The sequence below is a fragment of the Aerolutibacter ruishenii genome (assembly GCF_007830115.1).
Taxonomy (GTDB): Bacteria; Pseudomonadota; Gammaproteobacteria; order Xanthomonadales; family Xanthomonadaceae; genus Aerolutibacter; species Aerolutibacter ruishenii.
This window is the reverse complement of record NZ_VLKP01000003.1, coordinates 218,104-242,381: the sequence shown is the minus strand read 5'-3', so window position 1 is coordinate 242,381 and position 24,278 is coordinate 218,104. Positions and strand designations below refer to the sequence as shown.

The window sequence follows — 24,278 nt, the reverse complement described above, 5'->3', positions numbered from 1 at the left end:
TGTCCCGCAAGGGACCTGGATGACCCCGCCGTGACCGACACATTCGCAACAGCAGCCGCCGACCCCTTTACCGACGCCCACGCTGCGCACCTCGAGGCGGTCGTGCCGCGATCCCGTCGCGCCGATTTCCTGATCCCGCACCATGACGGTCGGGAGATGGCCTACTTCGTGGGCAATTCGCTGGGGCTGCAGCCACGGGGTGCGCGGGCGCATGTCGACGAGGTCATGGACAAGTGGGAAGTGGAAGCAGTGGAAGGCCATTTCACCGGCCAGGCCCAATGGATGAGCTACCACGAACTGGTCCGCGATCCGCTGGCGCGTCTGGTGGGCGCACGGCCCTCCGAAGTGGTGGCGATGAACTCGCTGACCGCCAACCTGCATTTCATGATGGTGAGCTTCTATCGGCCCACGGCAGCGCGTCCGGCCATCCTGATGGAGGCCGGCGCGTTCCCCTCGGACCGTTACGCACTGGAGTCGCAGGTGCGATTCCATGGGTTCGATCCGGCCACCGACCTCATCGAAGTGGAGCCCGACGAGGCCGACGGCACCTTCTCGATGGAGGCCATTGCGCGCGCCATCGCCGAGCACGGTCCGCGGCTGGCGCTGGTGGTGTGGCCCGGTGTGCAATACCGCACCGGGCAAGCGTTCGACCTGGCCGGGATCACGCGCCTGGCGCACGCACAGGGCGCGTCATGTGGCTTCGACCTGGCCCATGCGGTCGGCAACCTGCCGCTGCAATTGCACGACGCGGGCCCGGACTTCGCGGTGTGGTGCCACTACAAGTACCTCAACGCCGGGCCGGGGGCGGTCGCCGGCTGCTTCGTCCACGAGCGCCATGCGAACACACAGCGGCCGCGGTTTGCCGGCTGGTGGGGTCATGAAGTCGCCAGCCGCTTCCGCATGGGGCCCGACTTCGTACCCACGCCGGGTGCGGACGGCTGGCAGCTCAGCAATCCGCCCATCCTCGGGCTGGCACCACTGCGCGCGTCGCTGGCGTTGTACGACGAGGTCGGCATGGCCACGTTGCGCGCCCGCTCCGAGTCGCTGACGGGCTATCTGGAGACACTCATCCGCCAACGGCTGTCCGACGTGCTGCAGATCATCACCCCCGGCGAGCCCGCCCGTCGCGGCTGCCAACTGTCGATCCGCGTGGCCGGTGGCCGACCGCAGGGCCGCGCGCTGTTTGAATACCTCGCGGCCCATGGCGTGCTGGGCGACTGGCGCGAACCCGACGTGATCCGCATTTCCCCCGCCCCTCTCTACAACACCCATGCCGACGTGCTGCGATTCGCACGGACGGTGGAGGCCTGGCGCGATGCCCGCTGATCGACACATCACCGTAATCGGCGCTGGCCTCGCCGGCGCGCTGCTCGCCACCCTCCTCGCGCAACGCGGCTGGAAGGTGGACGTGTACGAAAAACGCGGCGACCCGCGGGTCAAGGGCTATGCAGGCGGGCGCTCGATCAACCTCGCGCTGGCCGAACGCGGTCGCCACGCCCTGCGCCTGGCCTCGGGCGACGACGAGGTCATGGAACAGGCCGTGATGATGCGCGGCCGCATGGTGCACTTCCGTGATGGCCGCACCGACCTGCAGCGTTATGGCAAGGACGACAGCGAGGTGATCTGGTCGGTGCACCGCGGCGACCTCAACATCGTGCTGCTCGACATTGCGGAGCAGGCAGGCGCGCGCGTGCACTTCCACCGTTCGCTTGATGGCGTGGATTTCGATGCCCGTGTCGCGACGTTCACCAACGACATTGACAGCTCGACCCATGCGATCGGCTTCAATGCGCTGGTCGGCGCCGACGGTGCGGGGTCGGCACTGCGTGCCGCCATGGCCCGCGTCAGCGACCTTGGCGAACGCACCGACTTCCTCGGCCATTCCTACAAGGAACTGGAGATACCGCCGGCGCCAGATGGTGGCTTCAGCATCGAGCCCAATGCCCTGCACATCTGGCCACGCGGTCGCTACATGTGCATCGCCCTGCCCAATGACGAGCGGACGTTCACCGTCACCCTGTTCCTGCCCAACGAAGGTGACCCCAGTTTTGCGACGGTGCGCAACGGGACCGAGGCGCGCGCGCTGTTTGAGCGCGACTTCGCCGATGCGTTGCCGCTGATTCCGAACCTGGAGGAGGACTTCGAGCGCAATCCCGCCGGCCTGCTTGCCACGCTCTACCTGGACCGCTGGCACCTCGACGACCGCGCGGTGCTGATCGGCGATGCCGCGCACGCCATGGTGCCGTTCCACGGCCAGGGCATGAACTGCGCCTTCGAGGACTGCGTTGCGCTGGCCGATCACCTGGACCGAGCCCCTGACCTGACCACGGCCTTCGCCGCATTCCAGGCCGAGCGCCTGCCCAACGCGCGCGCCATCCAGCAGATGGCGCTGGAGAACTACCTGGAGATGCGCGACCGGGTGGACGACGACGACTACCTGCTGCAACGCGCGCTGGAACTGCGACTGGCCGAGCGTCATCCGGACCGGTTCATGCCGCGCTATGCCATGGTGACGTTCCAGCGCATGCCCTATGCCGTCGCTTTCGAGCGCGGACAGCAGCAACGCCAACTGCTGGTCGACCTGACCCGCGGCCATACCACGCTTGACACCCTGGACTGGGATACGGTCGACGCCACCGTACGCGAACGCCTGACCCTGCTGCCCCGCGACTGAGCCCATGCCCGCCAGCTTCCTGTTCTACGACCTGGAAACGTTCGGCAAGGACCCGCGCACCACGCGGATCGCGCAGTTCGCGGCCATCCGCACCGACGCGGACCTCAACGAGGTCGAGGCGCCGATCAGCGTGTACGTCCAGCCCGCGGACGACCTGCTACCCTCCCCCGGCGCCACGCTGGTCACCGGCATCACGCCGCAACAGGCCCTGCGCGATGGCATTCGCGAGGCGGACGCGTTCGCGCTGATCCACGACGAGATGGCACGCCCCGAGACGTGCAGCCTGGGCTACAACTCCCTGCGTTTCGACGACGAATTCATCCGCTTCGGCCTGTTCCGCAACTTCTACGATCCGTACGAGCGCGAGTGGCGTGGCGGCAATACACGTTGGGACCTGCTCGACGTGCTGCGCATGGCCCATGCATTGCGCCCCGAAGGGCTGGTGTGGCCGCGCAACGAGAAGGGCGACCCCTCGTTCAAGCTGGAGCACCTGGCCGAAGCCAACGGCGTGCGCGAGGGCGACGCGCACGAGGCACTGTCCGACGTGAGGGCGCTGATCGGGCTGGCACGCAAGCTCAAGACGGCCCAGCCCAGGTTGTGGGAGTACGCGCTGCGCCTGCGCGACAAGCGCTTCGCCGCCAGTCTGGTGGACGTGGCCGCCATGACGCCGCTGCTGCACGTGTCGCAGCGCTACCCGGCCAGCCGACTGTGCGCGGCGCCCGTGCTGCCCCTCGCCAGGCACCCGAAGATCGACAACCGCATCATCGTGTTCGACCTGACCCAGGACCCCAAGGGCCTGCTCGAACGCGATGCCGACGAGATCGCGGCAACGCTGTACCTGCGCGCCGAACAGTTGCCCGAAGGCCAGGAGCGCGTCGCACTGAAGGAGCTGCATCTCAACCGCTGCCCCGCCCTGATGGCCTGGCAACACCTGCGGCAACCGGATTTCGAACGCCTCGGCATCCTGCCAGACGAAGTCGCCGCGCGAGCCGAGCAGTTGCAGGCGGTCGGCCCGGCCATCGCGGAAAAAGTCCGCCGCATCTTCGCCAAGGAAGAAGCGCGCGCCCCGGCCGACGCCGATGCCTCGCTGTACGACGGGTTTCTCGGCGATGGCGACAAGCGCCTGTTCCAGGACGTGCGCACCACGCCACCCGAGGCGTTGGGACAACGGAATATCCCCTTCCGCGACGCGCGTCTGCCCGAGCTCCTGTTCCGCTACCGGGCACGCAACTGGCCGGACAACCTGTCAGCCGGCGAACGGCAGCGGTGGGACGCCTACCGAAGCCAACGCCTGCGCGGCCCGGTCGGGCTGTCCGAGTACACCTTCGAGACCGTCCGCCACGAACTGGCCGACCTGCGCGCCCGCGGCGATCTGGGTGCCGACCGCCTGGCGCTGCTCGATGCCGTGGAGGCCTGGACCGATCGGCTGGATGCAGCCCTGCCCTGACGCGCGCGATACTGTCGCCCCCCGCCCCTGACTGCCTGCCATGAGCCAGTATTTCAGCGACGCCAGCTTCAAGTTCCTGCGCGGCCTCGCCCGGCATAACAACCGCGAGTGGTTCCTCGCGCACAAGGCCGACTACGAGTCGCACGTGCGGCAGCCATTCCAGCGGCTGCTGACGGACCTGCAGCCTGCACTGACGGCCGTCAGCCCCCGGTTCCGCTCCGACCCACGGCCGGTAGGCGGCTCGATGTTCCGCATCCAGCGCGACACGCGCTTCGCCAACGACAAGGCACCGTACAAGCCGTGGCAGGGCGCACGGCTGTTCCATGAGCGCCGACGCGAAGTCGCGGCGCCGTCCTTCTACCTGCACCTGCAACCGGGCGATTGCTTCATCGGCGCCGGCCTCTGGCATCCGGAAACGCCCACCGTGCGTAAAGTCCGCCAGTTCATCGTCGACAACCCCGGCAGCTGGAAGGCGGCAGCACATGCGCCCGCGTTCCGCAAGCGCTTCGACCTGGAAGACAGCGAGATGCTGGTGCGCATGCCGCGCGGCTTTCCCGACGATTTCGAGTTTGCCGACGACCTGCGCCGCAAGAACTTCGTCGCCTTCCGGTCACTGGACGATGACGTGATGACCGGGCCGCGGCTGCGACAAACCGTGGAGAAAGACCTGGACGCGCTCGGACCGTTCACCGACTATCTCTGCGCCGCGCTCGACCTCGAGTTCTGACGGTGTCGCCTGCTGATTTCCGACGTTACTCGCTGTTCTACCTCGGGTACTACGGCGCATTGGGCGCATTCACGCCGTACATCGGCCGCTGGGTGGTGGCGCAGGGCCACGGCGGCTATGTGGTCGGCGCGGTGCTCGGGCTGTGGTATGGCGGTCGCATGCTGGCGCCACCGACATGGTCGCGCTGGTCCGCCCGCAGCCCGGTGCCCGGCCACTGGCTGGTGGCCGGCTGCCTGCTGGCGCTGCTGGGCTTCGCCGCGCTGGCGGGCACCACGAGCGCGATGTCCATCTTCCTTGCCATCACCTGGTTCGCCCTGTTCTTCAACGCGGTGATGCCGCAGTTCGAGGCGATGACGCTGTCGGCGCTGGCCCACCGCAGCCACGAATACGGCCGTATCCGCGTGTGGGGTTCGATCAGCTTCCTGGTCGTGGCGGCGAGTTATGGCTGGCTGCTCGATCGATTGGGCGAAGACGCCTTCGTCTGGCTGACCCTGCCCTGGCTGGCGTTGACCGTTGCAGCGGCCTGGTTGCACCGAAAAGACCGGCCTCATGCCCCGATGCAGACTTCGCCGGTGAACCCATCGGCAGTTGGCGTCGAGTCCGACCCAGCGACCAGTCCTGCAGCCCGCCCCACTGGGATGCCACTCTGGCGACGGCCGGGCGTTCGCAGCCTGCTGCTGGTCACCCTGCTGATGCAACTTGGCTTTGGCCCGTTCTACGTGTTCTACACCCTGCACCTGCGCGCGCAGGGACACGACGGAACGGCCGTGGGCCTGCTGTGGGCCATCGGCGTGATCTGCGAAGTGGCCATGTTCTGGCTCGCGCCCAAACTGCTGCAGCGCTTTGGCGCCTGGCGCGTGATGCTCACCTGCATGGGCGTCACCGTGGTGCGTTGGCTGATCGTGGCATGGCTGGGTCCGTCCTTCGGCTGGATGGCACTGGCGCAGACCGGACACGCGTTCAGCTTCGCCGCGTTCCATGCCGGTTGCATGCGGCGGATGGCCGAGCTGTTCCCGGAGCGCCACGACATGGTGGCCGCGCAGGGCCTGCTGTATGGCTTCAGCGGCGGCATTGGCGGTGTGCTGGGCGCCGGCCTCGCGTCGGTTGCCTGGCAGCATGGCGGCGGCCAATGGGCGTTCGTCGCGGGGGCATTGGCCACGCTCGTGGGCTTGGGCGTGTTGGTGGCCACGGCGACGTCGTTCCGTAGGACCGCGGATGCCTGAGACGGTTGCGCACACGGGTGACCCTCGGGCAAATCAGCCGCCGCCACGTGTTCCAGATCGAGAGGGAACTGGAACGAAACGAAGTGAACCGAAGCGGATCGAATCGGATCGAATCAAGTCGGATCGAACTGGTGTTCAGACCAGGATTGGAGCCAGACAGTGGATATGCTGTCCCCATCGCCTATTGGAGCGCACCGAATGAAGAAGCTGCTGGCCGTCGGCCTCGTCATCCTCGTCCTGCTGCTGGGCGTTTGGGCTTCAGGCCCCTTCCTGGCCGTGCACAACATCCGCAAGGCCATCGAAGCCCAGGACACGGCGGCGCTGTCGCAACACATCGATTTCCCCGCGCTGCGTGCCAACTTCAAGCAGCAGCTGGATGACCAGTTGGTGCGTAGGGCCGGCGCGGACGTCCAGTCAGGCCTGCTCGGCGCGATCGCGCTGGGCATGGCCGGCAACCTCACCGATGGCGTGGTGGACATGCTGGCCACGCCCGCCGGGCTGGGTGCGCTGATCGAGGGCCGGGGGCTGGTGAGGCGGGTCACCAGCGACCGCATCAACCCGAACGAAAATGACGTGAACACCGCACCAAGCGATCCACTGGAAGGCGCGAAATACCGCTTCCAGTCGCCGTCACGCTTCACCATCACCCTGCATCCGGAGACGGAGGACCCGCTGGTGGTCGGGATGACGCGTGACGGCCTGCGCTGGCGGGTGACGGATATCCGCCTGCCATTCGACGCCGCGGCATTGGCGAACGAGTAAGCGCCCGGTTATTGCAGGCCAGACGAGCCGGACAGACCAACCGGGCCAACCGGCAACCGGACCAGACGAACCAGCTGGGCTAACCAGCGCGCTATCGCGGGTTGGCTACACCGTGCGGCACATGACCCGCCGCCACGTGGTCACGTGCCGAGACGATGTTGTGTTCGGAATCGTCGAAGAAGATGTCGGCGCCAAACGCCTCCAGGAACGGCCCCTTGGCGCGGCCGCCCAGGAACAGCGCCTCGTCCAACCGGATACCCCACTCCCGCAGCGTGCGGATAACACGCTCATGGGCCGGCACCGACCGCGCGGTGACCAGCGCGGTGCGGATCGGCGCGTTCTCTCCCATCGGAAACACCGTCTGCAGACGGTGCAGCGCATCCAGGAAACCGCGGAATGGCCCGCCTGACAGCGGCTGCCCCGCGTTCGCCCGCTCGTAGGCGGCAAACGCCGCCAACCCGCCCTCGCGCGAGACGCGCTCGCCTTCGTCGCCGAAGATCACCGCGTCGCCGTCGAATGCGATGCGCAACTGGTCATGCCGGTGCTGGGGCGCCCGCGATGGGAGCAGCGTCGCCGCCGCCACGCCCGCCGCCAAGGCCGCACGCACATCCTCGGCATGGGCCGAGAGGAACAGGTCCGAGCCAAACGGTTTGATATACGGATACGGCGGGGCCCCGTTGCTGAACGCAGCACGCTTGATGGACAGTCCGTGGTGCTCGATCGAATTGAAGATGCGCAGGCCCGTGTCGGCGGAGTTGCGCGAGATCAGGATGACCTCCACCCGCGGCGCCTCCGGTGGCGCCCCCTCGTTGAGACCCAGCAACTTGCGCACCAGCGGGAATGCCACGCCCGGTGCCAGCAGATCGTCCTCGTGACTGCGCTGGAAATCCGCATACGCGTCCAGCCCCTCGCGCTCGAACAGCGCGTGGCTGTCCTCCATGTCGAACAGGGTCCGCGAGGAGATGGCAACGATCAGCGGGTCGGCAGCGGCATCTGGCATGGGGTCATTGTGCAGGGTGTGGGTCTCTTTGGCTGAGACGTGGTGGGAGCGTCCAAAAGCCGACGCTCATGTTTTTGGCTCTGCCCACACCGTTGGAGGGCGGGTATCGGCGGGTCCGGGCACCGAGCGAGTATCGGGGAGCGAATGCCCGGACCCGCCGATACCCGCCGCCCATACACCCTCATCCGCTCGTGAACTGCTCCGCCAGCATCCGCTCCTCAAGGTTGTGCTCCGGATCAAACAGCAACGTAACCGTCCGATCCCGCGACTCGCGGATCACCACTTCCACCACGTCGCGCACCTCGTGCGAATCCGCGGTGGCACTGACCGGCCGCTTGTACGGGTCCAGCACCTGGAAGCGCACCTCGGTATCAGCCTTGAGTACCGCCCCACGCCAGCGCCGGGGACGGAACGCGGCAATGGGCGTCAGCGCCATGACATTGGCCCCGAGCGGCAGGATCGGGCCATGGGCCGAAAAGTTGTAGGCCGTGCTGCCGGCCGGCGTGGCCACCAGCACGCCATCGCAGATCAACTCGTCCAACCGCGTCTGGCCGTTGAGTTCGATGCGGACGTGCGCGGCCTGGCGGGTCTGGCGCAGCAGCGAAACCTCGTTGTAGGCCAACGAACCGGCGGTCGCGCCGGACTCGGTCTGCGCCAGCATTTCCAACGGGCGCAACACCGCCGGCTCGGCCGCCTGCAGGCGGTCGAGCAACCCGTCAGGGCTGTGGTGGTTCATCAGGAAGCCGACCGTGCCGAGCTTCATCCCGTACACGGGTTTGCCCAGCGAACCGTGGCGATGGAGGGTCTGCAGCATGAAGCCGTCGCCACCCAGCGCGACCACGACGTCCGCATCGGCAGGGGCATGCTGACCGTGGCGCTCGACCAGCGGGGCGAGCGCGTTCTGTGCCTCTTCGGCGTGACTGGCCAGGAAAGCGATGCGGGGCGACTGGGTCATCGAAGGCTCCGGGGCATGCCGACAGCATAACCCGGAGCCAGACGGGGTCCATTACACCCGCGTCACTTACTCCGCGGCCGAGGCCAACTGCGCCAGGCGGCGCGCGGCCACCGACAGGGTCGGATAGTCGAGCGACTTCTGGCTGAGCAGGTCATTGAGCATGGCAAGGGTGAAACGCAGGGTCGACTCGTCACGCTGCATCCACGCCTCCACCTTGGCTTCCGGCGGCTTCTTGCCGGCGCCGGCCAGGATCTGGCTCGCCAGGGTGCGCTGCTGGACCGCCAACTCGTCACGCAATGCGCTGCGGGCCATCGCCTGCCAACGCCCGCTGACGTCCAATGCATCCACCTGCTCGTACAGCCACGGCAACTGCAGTGCCGCACCCAGCGCGAAGTAGCCCTTGGCGACTTCAACTGGCGTCAGCTTGCGAGCCTGCGCGACCTCGACGATGTCGCATGCGAACTCCAGCGTCGGCAGGGCGGCGAGCTGGGTGGCCAGCGCCACCGGCAGGCCCTTGCCCTTCCACTCGACCAGGCGGGCTTCGTACGCGGTGCGACGCGCGTCCGACAGCACCGAGGGCAACGCCTCGCGCACCGCCTTGATGCCGGCACCATAGCGCGCCATCGCCGCGGTGATCTCGGGGATCGCACCCGGCCGCGAAAGGATCCAGCGGCTCATCGAGCGCAGCAGGGTCCAGATGGTCTGCAACGCATCGATCTGCACGCCTTCCGGCACCTTGCCGTCCAGCGCGTCGATCTGCGCCCACAGTTCGCGCGCGTCCACCGCCTCACGGGCGATGGTGTAGGCCTTGGCCACCTCGGCCGGGGAACGCCCGGTGTCCTCGGTCATGCGCAGGGTGAAGGTCGCGCCCATGCGGTTGACCATGGAGTTGGTCACGGCGGTGGCGATGATCTCGCGCTTCAGGCGATGGCCTTCCATGACCTTGGCGTACTTTTCCTGCAGCGGCTGCGGGAAGTAACGCACCAGTTCCTTGGAGAGGTAACCGTCCTCCGGCACGTTGGACTCCAGCAACTGCTGGAACAGCACCAGCTTGGAATAGGACAGCAGCACCGCCAGCTCGGGACGGGTCAGGCCCTGGCCGCGAGCCTTGCGGTCGCTGATCTCGGCATCGGAGGGCAGGAACTCGATCTGGCGGTCCAGCAGGCCCTGCGATTCCAGCGTGCGGATGAAGTGCTGCTTGGAACCCAGGCGGCTCAGGCTCATCCGCTCCATCAGGCTGATCGCCTGGTTCTGGCGGTAGTTGTCGTTGAGCACCAGGCCCGCGACCTCGTCGGTCATCGCGGCGAGCAGCTTGTTGCGGCCGTCCACCGTGAGTTTCTTCGACTGCACCACGTCGTTGAGCAGGATCTTGATGTTCACCTCGTGGTCCGAGGTGTCCACGCCGGCCGAATTGTCGATGAAGTCGGTGTTGAGCAGCACGCCATGCAGCGCGGCCTCGATGCGGCCCAGCTGGGTCATGCCCAGGTTGCCGCCCTCGCCCACCACCTTGCAGCGCAGGTCACGGCCGTTCACGCGCAGGGCGTTGTTGGCACGGTCACCCACGTCGGCGTGGGATTCGGTGCTGGCCTTGACGTAGGTGCCAATGCCGCCGTTCCACAGCAGGTCCACCGGCGCCTTGAGGATGGCGCTCATCAGATCGGTCGGGCTCATCGCCGCCACCGACGCATCGATGCCCAGCGCCGCCTTGGCCTCGGCCGACAGCGCAATGGACTTCGCCGAACGCGGGAACACGCCGCCGCCCTTACTGATCAGCTTGGCGTCGTAGTCGGCCCAGCTGGAGCGCGGCACCTTGAACATGCGCTGGCGCTCCTTGAACGTCACCGCGGCATCCGGGTTCGGATCGATGAAGATGTGGCGATGGTCGAACGCCGCGACCAGGCGGATGTGCCTGCTCAGCAGCATGCCGTTGCCGAACACGTCACCGGACATGTCGCCCACGCCCACCGCGGTGAAGTCCTGCTTCTGGCTGTCCCGGCCCAGCGCACGGAAGTGGCGCTTGACCGACTCCCACGCACCGCGCGCGGTGATGCCCATGCCCTTGTGGTCGTAGCCCACCGAACCGCCCGAGGCGAACGCGTCGTCCATCCAGAAGCCGTGCGCACGCGCGATGCCATTGGCCGTATCGGAGAAAGTCGCGGTGCCCTTGTCGGCCGCCACCACCAGGTACGGGTCGTCATTATCGTGGCGCACCACGTTCAGCGGCGGCACGATCTTGCCGTCGACGATGTTGTCGGTGATGTCCAGCAGGCCGTTGATGAAGCGCTTGTAGCAGGCCACGCCCTCGTTGAACCACGTGTCGCGATCCACCGACGGGTCCGGCAGCTGCTTGGCGAAGAAGCCGCCCTTCGAGCCCACTGGCACGATCACGGTGTTCTTCACCATCTGTGCCTTCACCAGGCCCAGCACCTCGGTGCGGAAGTCCTCGCGGCGGTCCGACCAGCGCAGGCCACCACGGGCCACCGGGCCAAAGCGCAGGTGCACGCCTTCCACGCGCGGGCCGTACACGAAGATCTCGCGGTACGGGCGCGGCTTGGGGGCATCCGGCACCTTGGCCGCGTCGAACTTGAAGCTGACGTAGTCCGCCGGACCACCGTCGGCGCGCACGCCATCCTTGCGCTCCATGTAGTAGCTGGTGCGCAGCGTGGCTTCGATCACGCCAATGAAGCTGCGCAGGATGCGGTCCTCGTCCAGGCTGCTGACGCGGTCCAGCAGGCCGAGCAGCGCGGCGCGCGCGGCTTCGGTCTGGGCCTCGCGCTTGCAGGCGCGGGCGTCGATGACCGGCTTGACCACGGCCATCACCGCTTCGTCGCCACCGGCCAGGGCTTCAATCTGGCGGGTGAAGCGCTCCACGCCGGCCTTGATCTCGGCCTTGCTCTCCTTGCCGGTCGACGGGTCGAAGCGGGCCTCGAACAACTCCACCAGCATGCGCGCCAGCAACGGATAGCGGTTGAACGTCTCTTCCACGTAATGCTGCGAGAACGGCACGCCCACCTGCAGCAGGTACTTGCAGTACGCGCGCAGCATGGCGACCTGGCGCCACGTCAGGCCTGCGCCCAGCACCAGGCGGTTGAAGGCATCGTTCTCCACTTCGCCGCGCCACGCACGCACGAACGCATCCTCGAACTGCGCGCGGTTGGCCTCGACGTCCAACTGCTTGCTGGCCACCGCCACGTCGAAGTCCTGGATGTGCGCGATGGTGTCGCCCGCCGCCAGGCGGTACGGATGCTCGGTGAGCACACGCAGGCCCATGTTCTCCATCAGCGGCAGTGCGTCGGACAACTGCAGGTCCGAGCCAAGACGGTAGAACTTGAGGCGCAGGTCGCCGACGCCGTGGGCACGGTACAGGCTCAGGCGCAGATCGTGGTCGCCCTTCAGCGCGGCCAGGTTCTCGACGTCATCGGCGGCGACTGCCGCGGATGCGCCTTCGATGTAGCCACGCGGCAGCGCGCGACCCAGGCCGTTGGCCAGCTTGAGGCCCTTTTCCTCGCCATGGCGCTTGACCAGCACGTCGCGCAGGTCGTCCTGCCAGTTGCGCACGATGGCGGCCAACTCCGCCTCGATGGCGGCGTTGTCCACTTCCACCGCTTCGCCGGACTTCGGTCGCACCAGCAGGTGCAACTGCGCCAGCGGCGACTCGCCCATCACCACCGTGGAGTCGATGTGCTCACCGTGCAGCACGCGCTTGAGCATCGCCTCGATGCGCAGTCGCACATCGGTATTGAAGCGCTCGCGCGGGATGTACACCAGGCCCGAGAAGAAACGGCCGTAACGGTCGCGACGCAGGAACAGCTTGCTGCGAACGCGCTCCTGAAGCCCGAGGATGCCGCTGGCGGTCCTCAGCAGTTCCTGCTCGTTGGCCTGGAACATCTCGTCGCGCGGCAGCGTTTCCAGGATGTGGCGCAGCGCCTTGCCACTATGGCTGTCCGGCGCCAGTCCCGACTGGTCCATGACGTACTCGTGGCGCTGGCGCACCAGCGGAATGTCCCACGGGCGGCGCGTGTACGCGCTGGAGGTATACAGGCCGAGGAAACGCTCCTCGCGGACCGGCTTGCCGTCCTTGTCAAAGGTCAGTACGCCGATGTAGTCCATGTAGCCCGGACGGTGCACGGTCGAGCGCGCATTGGTCTTGGTCAGGATCAGCGCATCGACGGAACCCGACTGCGGCATGTAGTGCGCCGCAAGCGACGTCAGCAGTCGCGACTTGCCCACCTCCTTGCCACGCAGCAGGCCCAGGCCGCTGTTCTTCACCGCGCGCAGCACGTCCTTGCCGCCTTCCTTGGCCACTTCGTATTCGCGGTAGCCGAGGAAGGTGAAATGATCGTCGGCCGCCCAGCGCAGGAACTCCTGCGCTTCGGCACGGCCGGCCGCATCGACCGGCATCTGGCGATTGACCAGGTCCGCGGCGACGCCGGTCATCCTGTCCCGCATCGTCGACCAGTCGGCGACGATGGCGCGGACGTCATCCAGCACCTCTTCCACCACCGACTTGATTTCGGCCATGGACTCCGGTGCCTGGCGATCGATCTCCAGGCACATCAGCGATTCGGCCACGCCCTGGCCCACCGCGGTCACCTTGCCGGCCTTGTCGCGCGTCAGCTTGACCACCGGATGGCCCAGCACATGCACGCCGATACCGCGCTCGGCCAGCGCCATCGTCACCGAATCCACGAGGAACGGCATGTCGTCGTTGGCGATCTGCAGCGCAGTGTGCGGCGATTCCCAGCCCTGTTCCTTGCAGTTCGGGTTGAACAGGCGGATCAGCGCAGTGCCCGGCTTGCGGGTGCGCGCGAAGTCCAGCATGTCCACCGCCAGCGCGGCCCAGCCTTCGGCGTCGTGCTGCGGCAATTCGTCCGTGCTCATGCGGCGATAGAAGTCGCTGGCGAACGCCTCGGCCTCCGCCTGGCGCGCCTTCGGCACGCGCTTGCGCACGGCGGCCAGGATGGGTTCAAGGGATACGGCGTCGGTTTCGGCCACAGCGGCGCGGGCTTTACCGCGGGGTTTGGCTGGAGCTTTGGCGGCAGTACTCATGGGTACGTTGGTTCCAATGCAGTGAGGCCCACGCTCTCGCGCAGGCCAGTCGGGGAAAGTCAGCGGGGAACAACACCGTCGCGCACGTCGCCCAGCCCGCGGAGCGGGGCGGTCACGACGCCACGACGGGCGATCGGTTTATCGCGGCGATCGCCACCGCGGTGCACATGGCAGACGGCGGCGGGCACGGCTTTGCCTTGCAGGCATGTCATGGCTGGTCAGCGCAGCCCGGTCTCGTTGCGGGCAATCACCAGGCGCTGGATCTCGCTGGTGCCCTCGTAGATCTCGGTGATCTTCGCATCACGGAAGTAGCGTTCGATCGGCATTTCCTTGGAATAGCCCATGCCGCCGTGTATCTGCAGCGCCTGGTGGGTGATCCACATCGCGGCCTCGGAAGCGGTCAGCTTGGCGATGGCCGCCTCGTTGCTGAAACGGGCGCCACCCTTCTCGAACTCGCCCTTCTGCCACGCCGCGCGAAGCGTCAGCAGCATGGCCGCATCGAGCTTGCACTTCATGTCGGCGATCTTGGCCTGGGTCATCTGGAACGTACCGATCGGCGCACCGAAGGCCTTGCGCTCCTTCACGTAAGCCAGGGTAGCTTCATAGGCGGCGCGGGCAATGCCCAGCGCCTGCGACGCGATACCGATGCGGCCGGCATCCAGCACGCTCATGGCAATCTTGAAACCCTCACCCTCGGCGCCCAGCACCTCGTTCGGCTGCACCACGTAATCGGTGAACTCGATCTCGCAGGTGGCCGAAGCGCGGATGCCCAGCTTGGGCTCGGTCTTGCCGCGGTGGAAGCCGGCGCGGTCGGTGTCGATCATGAACGCGGTGATGCCACGCGCGCCCTTGTCGGGATCGGTCATGGCGAACAGCACGATGTACTTGGCCACCGGGCCGGAGGTGATCCAGCTCTTCTTGCCGTTGACGATGAAGGTGCCGTCGGCCTGCCGGGTGGCCTTGCAGCGCATGGCCGTGGCGTCTGAGCCCGACTGCGGCTCGGTCAGCGCGAACGCGCCGATTTCACGACCCTCGGCAATCGCTCGCACGTAGAGCTGCTTCTGCTCCTCGGTGCCGAACTTCAGGATGCCGTTGCAGAACAGCGAATTGTTGACCGACACGATGGTCGAATGCGCCGCATCGGCGTGCGCGATCTCGATCATGGCCAGCACGTAGCTGATCGGATCCATGCCCGAACCGCCATACTCGGCCGGCACCTCGATGCCCATCAGGCCGTTCTCGCCCAGGGTACGGATATTGTCCAGCGGGAACTCGCCGGTCTGGTCGTGGTGCTCGGCACTCGGAGCAATCTTTTCCTGGGCGATACGGCGCGCCACGTCCTGGATCATCAACTGCTCTTCGGTAAAGCGGAAATCCACGAAAGCACCTCGACTGGCTGTGGGCGGCACGCGCCCGCGAATGGTTACAAGTGCAATTGTAGCTGGCACTGCCGTGGAACCCCAATGACCGAGATCATGCCGCTTGACCCCCGCCATCGCCCGGCCCACAATTATCGCTATATCGCGATAGATTGATTAAAGGTGCACGATGGATCTGGAAGGCTGGTCGTCCCGACTGAAGGTGTTCGCCGACGCCACCCGGGTGCGGCTGCTCGCACTGCTGGAACGCGAGGAACTGACCGTGGCGGAACTGTCCGCCATCACCCGGCTGGCCCAGCCACGTGTTTCCACCCACCTGGCCAAGCTCAAGGAAGCCGGGCTGGTGCGTGACCGGCGCGCCGGCGTTTCGGCGTATTACCGCTTTGATGACACCGCTCTTGATGCGGCGCAACGCGCGTTGTGGCAAACCCTGCGCGAAGGCAGCGACGACCCGCTGTTGCGCCAGGACGCCGATCGCGTGACCGAGGTGCTGGCCAGCCGCGCCGCGGACCAGAACTGGGCCGACTCGGTGGCCGGCGACATGGAGCGCCACTACTCGCCAGGGCGCACCTGGGAAGCGATGGCCCGCTCAGCCCTGCCACTGCTGGAACCGGGCGACGTGCTCGACATCGCCTCGGGCGACGGTGTGCTGGCCGAACTTCTTGCCCCCCACTCGCACCGCTACGTGTGCCTGGATTCCAGCACCAAGGTGGTGCTGGCCGCCTCCGAGCGCCTGCGCAAGCTGAAGAACGTGGAAGTGCGCGAGGGCAACATGCATGCCCTGCCCTTCGCCGACGAGCAGTTCGACCTGGTCGTGCTGATGCATGCGCTGACCTATGCCGAACATCCGGCGCAGGCCGTGCTGGAGGCCGCACGCGTGCTGCGGCCCGGCGGTCGCCTGCTGCTGACCAGCCTGGCCAAGCACGAACACCGCAACGCGGTGGAAGGGTTTGGCCATGTGAACCTGGGTTTCAGCGAGAAGGAGCTGAGCCGTTTCGCCAGTCGTGCCGGGTTCGACATCGTCTCGTGCGACACCGTCACGCGGGAACGTCGTCCGCCGCACTTCGAAGTCATCGCGCTCATCGCGCGCAAGCCGCTCGTTGCCCGCTGAGTGCCGCAGCCCATGAACACCCTCCCCTGGCTCAATCCCATCCGTGCCGAAACGCTGCAACAGCGCCTGCGTGAGCGCATCCTCGTCATCGACGGGGCGATGGGCACGATGATCCAGCAGCACCAGCTGCAGGAAGCCGATTACCGCGGCGAGCGTTTCGCGGAAGGCTATGACCGGTTGTGGTCGCCCAACGCGGGCCACGCCCATGGTGACGGTTGTGGCTGCGGCCACGACCAGCGTGGCAACAACGACCTGCTCAGCCTTACCCGCCCGGACATCGTCACCGGCATCCATCGCCAGTACCTCGACGCCGGCGCGGACCTGGTCGAGACCAATACGTTCAATTCCACCACCATCTCGCTGGCCGACTACGGCCTGCAACACCTGGCCCGCGAATTGAACGTGGAAGGCGCGCGCCTGGCCCGCGCCGCCTGCGACGAGGCCGAGGCCCGCGACCCGTCGCAGCCCCGCTTCGTGATCGGCGTGCTGGGGCCCACCAGCCGCACCGCCTCGCTGAGCCCGGACGTCAACCGCCCGGGATTCCGCGCCATCGGTTTCGATGAGCTGCGCGTGGCCTACCGCGAGGCCGCCGACGGTCTGATCGATGGCGGCGCCGACATCCTGATGGTGGAAACGGTGTTCGACACCCTCAATGCCAAGGCCGCGCTGTTCGCGATCGAAGAAGCCTTCGACGCCCGCGGCGCACGGCTGCCGGTGATGGTCTCCGGCACCATCACCGATGCGTCGGGACGCACGCTCTCCGGGCAGACGGCGGAAGCATTCTGGTACTCGCTGCGCCACGCGCAACCGCTTGCCATTGGCCTGAACTGCGCGCTCGGCGCCAAGGACCTGCGCGTGCACATCGACGTGCTGGCACGGGTCGCGGATGCGTACGTGAGCTGTCACCCCAATGCCGGCCTGCCCAATGCGTTTGGCGGCTATGACGAGACGCCCGACGACATGGCGGCCGTGCTGCGCAGCTTTGCCGAAGCGGGGCTGTTGAACCTGGTGGGCGGCTGTTGCGGCACCACCCCCGGGCACATCGCCGCGATTGCCGCTGCAGTCGCCGGCGTGACGCGCCGTGAGCTGCCCACCCTGGAGACGGCCGCGTGAGCCGGTGGGACGCCCCATCGACCGACACGCGCCACTGCCATCCAGCGGCCGCGCGCCGCTGCGCCATTGACCGGCGCGACGCTCCGCCCGCCACAGACGCAGGTCCCTGAGTCCATGCACACCCCCCCCCGCCAGACGCGCCTCAGTGGCCTGGAACCGCTGCAGATCACCCCGCAGAGCAACTTCGTCAATGTCGGCGAGCGCACCAACGTGACCGGCAGCGCTCAGTTCAAGAAGCTGATCCTGGACGGCCGTTTCGACGAAGCGGTGGTGGTTGCCCGGCAGCAGGTCGAGAATGGCGCGCAGGTCATCGACGTCAACATGGACGAAGGCCTGCTCGATTCCGAAAAGGCGATGGTGACCTACCTCAACCTGATCGCCGCCGAACCCGACATCGCGCGCGTGCCGGTGATGGTGGACAGCTCCAAATGGACCGTGATCGAGGCCGGGCTGAAGTGCCTGCAGGGCAAAGGCATCGTCAACTCCATCTCGATGAAGGAAGGCGAAGCGGAATTCCTGAGGCAGGCGCGGCTGGTACGCCGTTACGGCGCCGCGGTGGTGGTGATGGCCTTTGACGAAACCGGCCAGGCCGACACCGTGCAGCGCAAGGTCGAGATCTGCTCACGCGCCTACAAGCTGCTGACCGAGGAGATCGGCTTCCCGCCCGAAGACATCATCTTCGATCCCAACGTGTTCGCGATCGCCACCGGCATCGAGGAGCACAACAATTACGCGGTTGCCTTCATCGAGGCCTGCCGTGAGCTCAAGCGCCGGCACCCCTTCAGCCACATCTCCGGCGGTGTCTCCAACGTCTCGTTCTCGTTCCGCGGCAACGAGCCGGTGCGACAGGCGATCCACGTGGTGTTCCTGTACCACGCCATCAAGGCGGGCATGGACATGGGCATCGTCAACGCCGGCGCGCTGCCGCTGTACGACGACCTGGATCCGCTGCTGCGCGAACGCGTGGAAGACGTGGTGCTCAACCGGCGCGACGATGCCACCGAACGCCTGCTGGAGATTGCCGACCGCTACAAGGGCAGGAAGGGCGAGAAGAAGGTCGAGGACCTGGCCTGGCGCGAAAAGCCGGTGCGCGACCGCCTGAGCCACGCGCTGGTGCACGGCATCGACCAGTACATCGAAGGCGATACCGAAGAAGCCCGCGCACAGGCCAAGCGTCCGCTGGACGTGATCGAAGGCCCGTTGATGGACGGCATGAACGTGGTCGGCGACCTGTTCGGTGCCGGCAAGATGTTCCTGCCGCAGGTGGTGAAGTCAGCGCGGGTGATGAAGAAGGCGGTGGCCTACCTGCTGCCCTTCATCGAGGCCGAGAAGCTGCGTACCGGCGACGCCGGCAAGTCCAACGGCAAGATCGTGATGGCCACGGTCAAGGGCGACGTGCACGACATCGGCAAGAACATCGTCGGCGTGGTGCTGGCCTGCAACAACTTCGAGGTCATCGACCTGGGCGTCATGGTGCCTGCGCAGACCATCCTCGACACCGCGGTGAAAGAGAGCGCCGACCTGGTGGGCCTGTCCGGCCTGATCACGCCGTCCCTCGAGGAGATGAGCCACGTTGCCCGCGAAATGCAACGCCAGGGCCTGACCATGCCGCTGATGATCGGCGGCGCCACCACATCGCGCGCGCACACCGCATTGAAGATCGATCCGCACTACCAGTCCCCCACCGTGTGGGTGAAGGACGCTTCGCGTGCGGTGGGCGTGGCGCAATCGCTGATCAGCGTGGACCTGCGCGACTCATTCGTGGCGGCCAATGCCGCCGACTATGCCGACATCCGCCAACGGCACCGCAACCGCGGCGACGGCAAGCGGCTGGTCCCACTGGAGAAGGCGCGCGGACAGCGATTCCAAGGTGGCTGGGCCGACTACGAACCACCCGCACCCCGACAACCCGGCCTGCACGTGGTCGAGGACTGGCCGCTGGACGACCTGGTCGAACTGATCGACTGGACACCGTTCTTCCAGGCCTGGGAGCTGGCGGGTCGCTATCCCGCCATCCTCGATGACGAGATCGTTGGCGAGCAGGCGCGCGAACTGTTCCGCGACGCACGCGCCATGCTGGAGCGGATCGTCAGGGAGAAATGGCTGACCGCGAAAGCGGTGTTCGCGCTGTGGCCGGCGCAGTCGACGGGCGATGACGTCGTCGTCGATGTCGACGGCCGCCGGGAGATCCTCCACTTCCTGCGACAGCAGGCCGACAAGCCGGTCGAACGCCCCGACTTCTGCCTGGCCGATTTCATCGCGCCGCAGGACAGCGGCCGCCAGGACTGGATCGGCGCCTTCGCGGTGACCGCTGGCGTTGGCATCGAGCCGCACATCGCGCGCTTCGAGGCCGACCATGACGACTACAACGCCATCCTGCTCAAGGCGCTCGCCGATCGCCTGGCCGAAACCCTGGCCGAGCGCCTGCACCAGCGCGTGCGTACCGAATTCTGGGGCTATGCGCCGAAGGAGGCGCTGGATGCCGAAGCGCTGATCCACGAGCAGTACCGGGGCATCCGTCCTGCGCCCGGCTATCCGGCCTGTCCCGAGCACAGCGAGAAGGCCACGCTGTTCCGGCTGCTCGGCGCCGAGGACCGCATTGGCCTGCACCTGACCGAGAGCTTCGCCATGTACCCGGCCGCGGCGGTGTCGGGCTATTACTTCAGCCACCCGGGCAGCCAGTACTTCGTGGTCGGCCGGGTGTCGAAGGAACAGGCGGAGGACTACGCCAGGCGCAAGGGCGTGACGCTGGCACAGGCCGAACGGTGGCTTGCGTCGAACCTGGACTACGACCCGGAATGAGGTTCGCCTAGTCGGCCTCGGCCGCCGCCTCGCGGCCCTGCTGCCGGATCAACGCTTCCTCACGCGCGTTGTTGATGGCGTGACGCACGCCATCGACGTCCGCCACCCTGTCGTCAGCCACGAACTCGCCGGTCAGCTCGCTGTCCGGATGCAGCGCTCCGGCTTCGAACAGCGCCCACATTTCCTCGGCGTACCAGGTGTCCAGCAGTTCGGGCGCCCAGCGCCCCAGGCTGGCGGTGATGTTGTTGACGTCGCGCAACAGCATCGCCCGCGCGGCGTTGTTGCCCGCGGCGCTCACTACCTGCGGAAAGTCGATGATGACCGGGCCATCCGGTGCGACCAGCACGTTGTATTCGGACAGATCGCCGTGGATCAGCCCGACGCACAGCATCTTCACCACGTGGCGGACCAGGAACCGGTGGAAGCCGCGTGCCTGCTCGGGTGCCAGTTCCACTTCGCCCAGCCGCGGCGCCGAGTGGCCGTCCGCGTCGGTCACCAGTTCCATCACCAGTACGCCGTGGTAGTAGCCATACGGCTCGGGTACGCGCACGCCGGCGTCCCGCAGCTGGTAGAGCGCGTCGACTTCGGTGTTCTTCCAGGCGGTTTCCTGCTGCCTGCGCCCGTACTTGCTGGCCTTGCCGATCGCGCGGGCTTCGCGGCTGCCGCGCACCTTGCGGCCTTCCTGGTACTGGACCCGTTGCTGGAAGCTGCGCTGCGCCATGTCCTTGTAGACCTTGGCACATCGCACGTCGTCACCGGCACGCACCACGTACACGGCGGCCTCCTTGCCACTCTTGAGCGGGCGCATCACCTCGTCGATCACGCCGTCGTCAATCAAAGCCTGCAGGCCTGGGGGTGTCTTCATGGGTTCCTGAACGTGGAGCGGCGCCGATGCCGGTTTTGCGGATCGACAGGGCGCCTATCATTACACTTGCGGCCCAACACCACGAATCCCGTCATGTCACCCTCCACCCGCCTCGACAAACGCATCGCCGAACTGGTCCCGTGTTCCCGGGCGGAGGCCCAGCAGTACATCGAGGGCGGTTGGGTGCTGGTCGACGGCAAAGTCGTCGAGGAGCCACAGGCCCAGGTGGCGACGCAGAAGGTGGAATTGGCCGCGGGCGCCCACCTCGGGAAGATCGAGCCCGCCACGATGCTGCTGCACAAGCCCGCCGGGGTTGAGAGTGCGGACGCGGCGTCGCTGGTGACACCCGCGACGCACACCGGGGGCGATGATCCGGACATCCGCATGCTCAAGCGGCACTTCCACCGCCTGGTTCCGCTGATGCCGCTCGACGCCGAAGCCAGTGGCCTGCTGGTCCTCACCCAGGACGGCAGGGTCCGCCGCCGGCTGACCGAGGACCAGGCGCTCATCGAGCAGGAGTTCGTGGTGGAAGTTGCCGGCGACATCGCGCCGTACGGCATGGCCCGTCTCGCCAGCGGCCTCCACTACCTTGGCCGCGCCCTGCCGCCATGCAAGGTCAGCTGGCAGAACGAGACCCGGTTGCGATTCGCCATCAAGGCCGTGCAGCCCGGTCAATTGCGCCACATGTGCCGCGAAGTGGGACTCGATGCGGTGTCCATCCGGCGCCTGCGCATCGGTCGTATCCCGCTGGGCAGGATGCCCGTGGGCGAGTGGCGCTATCTACCGGTCGGCGAGCGGTTCTAGGGAACCACCTACAAGCCGCTCACCAGACCAGGTCGTCAGGCACCTGGAACTGCGGATCGCCATAAGGATCATCGGCAGCCGGCGCATCCGGGTCTACCTTCAGTGCCACGGCGGGCGCGAAGATCGCCTCGGCCTGCGCCAGCACCTCGGCCGTCACCAGCACGTAACGCCCTTCCAACTGCACCACGCCCAACTCGCCGGCATTGAGCGCCTTCAACTGCTCGGGCGTGACGTAGATGCGCTTGATCTTGCCGCCGTAAGGAAAGTGCCGGGCAATCTCCGCATCCGCTACGTTCAGGTCCTTGTCCTTGACGAATTCGGCAAGCTTGGCGCGCGCCTCCCGCTTGATGCGCGCTTCTTCCTGCTTGGCCTTCTCTGCGGCAATGCGCTCGTCCTTCTCGCGCTGGGCGCGGATGGCGTAGGCCTTGGCCAGGTCGATGTCCTCCCGGCTACGCGGCCGGCCCGGATTCTGGCCGCCCGGCTTCTGCGCACCGGGTTTGCGCGCGTCGCGCCGCGGTTCACCTTGCGGCCGCGCGCCGCTCCCCGTTTGGCTGGCGCGTCCGTGGCCGCCCTTGCCCTCGGCAACGCGGTGGTTTCCCGGACCGCCCGGCCGCCGGTTGCCCGCGGGGCCGCCGCCCCCGGGCTTGCCGGCACCCGGCTTGTCACTGCGCTCAGGCTTGGTCGGCGCCGGGAACCCCAGGCCGAGCAGTTGGTCGCGAAGGCTGTTGCTCATGCGTTCTCTCTTGCGTGCTGCATCCGGACGCCGCCCCAGCGCCGACCGGACAACCATCAATAATGCGGCGGAGGCGGCTCGCTGGCCGGGTCGCCCGTGAGCGGCGCATTGGACATCGCCAATCGTAGCTGCTTCAGCTCCTCCAGCATGCGATGCATCAGCAGCCCATTGCGTGCTTCCTCATCGCGGGCGGCTGCCAACGCATCGCTGAGTTCGTTCAGCGCGTGCTCCTGGAACGCCAACCGCGACTCAAGGTCCACCAGGCGCTGTTCCACGTCGGCGTTCATGCATCCACCTTGATCGAACGCCCACGCCCGATGCCGTAGTAGGCCAGGCCCATCGCCTCCAGCTCATCCGGGTGGTACAGATTGCGGCCGTCGAACACCACCTTGTCCCGCAGCGCGTCGCGCACGCGACCAAAATCCGGGCTGCGGAACTGCTTCCATTCGGTCACCACCACCAGCGCGTCCACGTCCACCAGCGCCTGGTAGGCCGAGTCGCACAGCAACAGGTCATCGCGATCGCCGAAGATGCGCTGTGCCTCGTCGTGCGCCTCCGGGTCGTAGGCGCGCACCTTGGCGCCCGCCTGCCACAGTTGTGGCAGCAGCGTGCGACTGGAGGCTTCGCGCATGTCGTCGGTATTGGGCTTGAACGCCAGGCCCCACACCGCCACCGTCTTGCCGCGCAGCGCGTCGGCGCTGCCGTAATGGCGCACCATCAATTCGAACAGGTGACCCTTCTGCCGGTCGTTGACCGCTTCCACCGACTCCAGCAATTCGGCGCTGTAGCCGTGCTGCTGTGCCGTGCGGGCCAGCGCCTGCACGTCCTTGGGGAAACAGGAACCGCCGTAGCCGGCGCCCGGGTAGATGAAATGCCAGCCGATGCGCGGGTCCGAACCGATGCCCTGGCGCACCATCTCCACATCCGCGCCCACGCGCTCGGCGATGTTGGCGATTTCGTTCATGAAGCTGATCTTGGTCGCCAGCATGGCGTTGGCCGCGTACTTGGTCAGTTCGGCCGAGCGCACGTCCATCACCACGATGCGTTCGTGGCTGCGGTTGAACGGCGCGTACAGGCGCTTGAGCTTCTCCACCGCGCCGGCGTCATCGGCGCCGATCACGATGCGGTCCGGACGCATGCAGTCATTGACCGCATCGCCCTCCTTCAGGAATTCCGGGTTCGAGACCACGTGGAACTCGAAGGACTCGCCGCGCGTGGCCAGTTCCGCCTTGATCGTGGCGCGCACCTTGTCGGCGGTGCCCACCGGGACCGTGGACTTGTCCACCACCACTACCGTCCTCTTCAGGTGCTGGCCAATGGTGCGGGCCACGGCCAGCACGTACTTCAGGTCCGCACTGCCGTCCTCGTCCGGCGGTGTGCCCACCGCGATGAACACCACGTCGCCATGGCCGATCGCCGCGCCCGCGTCGGTGGTGAAGCGCAGGCGCCCCGCCGCGTGGTTGCTCTTCACCATCGGCTCCAGCCCCGGCTCGAAGATCGGGACGATGCCGTTGTTCAGACCGTCGACCTTGGCCGCGTCAATATCCACGCAGACCACGTCGTGGCCCACATCGGCCAGACAGGTACCGGTGACCAGGCCCACATAACCGGTACCGAAAATGGTGACTCGCATT

Annotated in this window: 18 protein-coding genes; 10 read left to right on the top strand and 8 right to left on the bottom strand. The window is 67.0% G+C overall.

The genetic code is table 11. The annotated features are described in order from the left end of the window. The first annotated feature begins 30 nt into the window (after positions 1-30). The 6 genes from kynU to IP93_RS05105 all read left to right on the top strand — a co-directional run bounded on the left by kynU (position 31) and on the right by IP93_RS05105 (position 6,833). A complete protein-coding gene (gene kynU, locus IP93_RS05130) occupies positions 31-1,326 on the top strand; it encodes a kynureninase (RefSeq protein ID WP_144812866.1) in 1,296 nt (431 codons plus the stop codon). Beyond that, positions 1,316-2,674, top strand: coding sequence for an FAD-dependent oxidoreductase (locus IP93_RS05125; protein ID WP_144812865.1), 1,359 nt, complete (start codon positions 1,316-1,318; stop codon positions 2,672-2,674). The genes kynU and IP93_RS05125 overlap by 11 nt, the downstream gene beginning before the upstream one ends. Positions 2,675-2,678: 4 nt before the next feature. Continuing rightward, positions 2,679-4,121 (top strand): exodeoxyribonuclease I, encoded by a 1,443-nt coding sequence (sbcB, locus tag IP93_RS05120; RefSeq protein WP_144812862.1) that lies wholly within the window; start codon positions 2,679-2,681, stop codon positions 4,119-4,121. 40 nt (positions 4,122-4,161) lie between these two features. After that, the gene (locus tag IP93_RS05115) at positions 4,162-4,848 is read left to right on the top strand and encodes a DUF2461 domain-containing protein (RefSeq protein WP_144812861.1); all 687 of its coding nucleotides are present in this window, start codon (positions 4,162-4,164) and stop codon (positions 4,846-4,848) included. Positions 4,849-4,850: 2 nt separating this feature from the next. Continuing rightward, entirely contained in the window at positions 4,851-6,071 is a 1,221-nt protein-coding gene (locus IP93_RS05110; RefSeq protein WP_158636273.1) for an MFS transporter, read from the top strand. Between the two features lie 198 nt (positions 6,072-6,269). Then, on the top strand, positions 6,270-6,833 hold the full coding sequence (locus tag IP93_RS05105; RefSeq protein ID WP_158636272.1) for a DUF2939 domain-containing protein: 564 nt from the start codon (positions 6,270-6,272) through the stop codon (positions 6,831-6,833). Between the two features lie 91 nt (positions 6,834-6,924). Here the strand turns inward: IP93_RS05105 and IP93_RS05100 are convergent, their stop codons facing one another. The 4 genes from IP93_RS05100 to IP93_RS05085 all read right to left on the bottom strand — a co-directional run bounded on the left by IP93_RS05100 (position 6,925) and on the right by IP93_RS05085 (position 15,246). Beyond that, positions 6,925-7,833 (bottom strand): 5'-nucleotidase, encoded by a 909-nt coding sequence (locus IP93_RS05100; RefSeq protein ID WP_144812852.1) that lies wholly within the window; start codon positions 7,831-7,833, stop codon positions 6,925-6,927. 181 nt (positions 7,834-8,014) lie between these two features. Next, positions 8,015-8,788: an NAD kinase gene (locus tag IP93_RS05095; RefSeq protein WP_144812849.1), complete on the bottom strand. Its 774-nt coding sequence runs from the start codon at positions 8,786-8,788 to the stop codon at positions 8,015-8,017. Between the two features lie 66 nt (positions 8,789-8,854). Further along, positions 8,855-13,837 carry an NAD-glutamate dehydrogenase gene (locus IP93_RS05090; RefSeq protein ID WP_144812846.1) on the bottom strand — a complete coding sequence of 1,661 codons (4,983 nt, stop codon included), beginning with the start codon at positions 13,835-13,837 and terminating at the stop codon, positions 8,855-8,857. Between the two features lie 218 nt (positions 13,838-14,055). After that, a complete protein-coding gene (locus IP93_RS05085; protein WP_425480024.1) occupies positions 14,056-15,246 on the bottom strand; it encodes an acyl-CoA dehydrogenase family protein in 1,191 nt (396 codons plus the stop codon). A 139-nt stretch (positions 15,247-15,385) separates the two neighbouring features. On the opposite strand from IP93_RS05085, the gene IP93_RS05080 reads away from it, so the two are divergent. From IP93_RS05080 to metH, 3 genes are all read left to right on the top strand, one after another. Next, positions 15,386-16,327 (top strand): ArsR/SmtB family transcription factor, encoded by a 942-nt coding sequence (locus IP93_RS05080; protein WP_144812841.1) that lies wholly within the window; start codon positions 15,386-15,388, stop codon positions 16,325-16,327. 12 nt (positions 16,328-16,339) lie between these two features. Beyond that, the gene (locus tag IP93_RS05075) at positions 16,340-17,440 is read left to right on the top strand and encodes a homocysteine S-methyltransferase family protein (RefSeq protein WP_144812839.1); all 1,101 of its coding nucleotides are present in this window, start codon (positions 16,340-16,342) and stop codon (positions 17,438-17,440) included. 114 nt (positions 17,441-17,554) lie between these two features. Beyond that, positions 17,555-20,242: a methionine synthase gene (metH, locus tag IP93_RS05070; RefSeq protein ID WP_144812836.1), complete on the top strand. Its 2,688-nt coding sequence runs from the start codon at positions 17,555-17,557 to the stop codon at positions 20,240-20,242. Between the two features lie 7 nt (positions 20,243-20,249). On the opposite strand, the gene IP93_RS05065 is transcribed toward metH, so the two are convergent. Next, positions 20,250-21,107, bottom strand: coding sequence for a PA4780 family RIO1-like protein kinase (locus IP93_RS05065; RefSeq protein ID WP_144812833.1), 858 nt, complete (start codon positions 21,105-21,107; stop codon positions 20,250-20,252). A 93-nt stretch (positions 21,108-21,200) separates the two neighbouring features. Here IP93_RS05065 and IP93_RS05060 point away from each other — a divergent pair, with 93 nt between their 5' ends. Further along, complete coding sequence (locus IP93_RS05060) at positions 21,201-21,911, top strand: rRNA pseudouridine synthase (RefSeq protein WP_144812830.1); 711 nt, start codon at positions 21,201-21,203, stop codon at positions 21,909-21,911. 19 nt (positions 21,912-21,930) lie between these two features. Here IP93_RS05060 and IP93_RS05055 read toward each other — a convergent pair whose 3' ends face one another. The 3 genes from IP93_RS05055 to IP93_RS05045 are packed head-to-tail and all read right to left on the bottom strand — an operon-like array spanning position 21,931 to position 24,277. Further along, on the bottom strand, positions 21,931-22,644 hold the full coding sequence (locus IP93_RS05055; protein ID WP_144812828.1) for a DUF2058 domain-containing protein: 714 nt from the start codon (positions 22,642-22,644) through the stop codon (positions 21,931-21,933). 56 nt (positions 22,645-22,700) lie between these two features. Next, entirely contained in the window at positions 22,701-22,931 is a 231-nt protein-coding gene (locus IP93_RS05050; RefSeq protein ID WP_144812826.1) for a SlyX family protein, read from the bottom strand. Continuing rightward, positions 22,928-24,277, bottom strand: a complete 1,350-nt coding sequence (locus tag IP93_RS05045) for a UDP-glucose dehydrogenase family protein (RefSeq protein WP_144812823.1) — start codon at positions 24,275-24,277, stop codon at positions 22,928-22,930. The genes IP93_RS05050 and IP93_RS05045 overlap by 4 nt, the downstream gene beginning before the upstream one ends. Between the last annotated feature and the right edge of the window lies 1 nt (position 24,278).

Coding starts and splice junctions, on each gene's coding strand:
- metH (WP_144812836.1), top strand. CDS start 17,555: ATGCACACCCCCCCCCGCCAGACGCGCCTCAGTGGCCTGGAACCGCTG.
- IP93_RS05060 (WP_144812830.1), top strand. CDS start 21,201: ATGTCACCCTCCACCCGCCTCGACAAACGCATCGCCGAACTGGTCCCG.
- IP93_RS05105 (WP_158636272.1), top strand. CDS start 6,270: ATGAAGAAGCTGCTGGCCGTCGGCCTCGTCATCCTCGTCCTGCTGCTG.
- IP93_RS05100 (WP_144812852.1), bottom strand. CDS start 7,833: ATGCCAGATGCCGCTGCCGACCCGCTGATCGTTGCCATCTCCTCGCGG.
- IP93_RS05065 (WP_144812833.1), bottom strand. CDS start 21,107: ATGAAGACACCCCCAGGCCTGCAGGCTTTGATTGACGACGGCGTGATC.
- IP93_RS05115 (WP_144812861.1), top strand. CDS start 4,162: ATGAGCCAGTATTTCAGCGACGCCAGCTTCAAGTTCCTGCGCGGCCTC.
- IP93_RS05045 (WP_144812823.1), bottom strand. CDS start 24,277: ATGCGAGTCACCATTTTCGGTACCGGTTATGTGGGCCTGGTCACCGGT.
- IP93_RS05080 (WP_144812841.1), top strand. CDS start 15,386: ATGGATCTGGAAGGCTGGTCGTCCCGACTGAAGGTGTTCGCCGACGCC.
- IP93_RS05090 (WP_144812846.1), bottom strand. CDS start 13,837: ATGAGTACTGCCGCCAAAGCTCCAGCCAAACCCCGCGGTAAAGCCCGC.
- IP93_RS05095 (WP_144812849.1), bottom strand. CDS start 8,788: ATGACCCAGTCGCCCCGCATCGCTTTCCTGGCCAGTCACGCCGAAGAG.
- IP93_RS05050 (WP_144812826.1), bottom strand. CDS start 22,931: ATGAACGCCGACGTGGAACAGCGCCTGGTGGACCTTGAGTCGCGGTTG.
- IP93_RS05125 (WP_144812865.1), top strand. CDS start 1,316: ATGCCCGCTGATCGACACATCACCGTAATCGGCGCTGGCCTCGCCGGC.
- IP93_RS05075 (WP_144812839.1), top strand. CDS start 16,340: ATGAACACCCTCCCCTGGCTCAATCCCATCCGTGCCGAAACGCTGCAA.
- sbcB (WP_144812862.1), top strand. CDS start 2,679: ATGCCCGCCAGCTTCCTGTTCTACGACCTGGAAACGTTCGGCAAGGAC.
- IP93_RS05055 (WP_144812828.1), bottom strand. CDS start 22,644: ATGAGCAACAGCCTTCGCGACCAACTGCTCGGCCTGGGGTTCCCGGCG.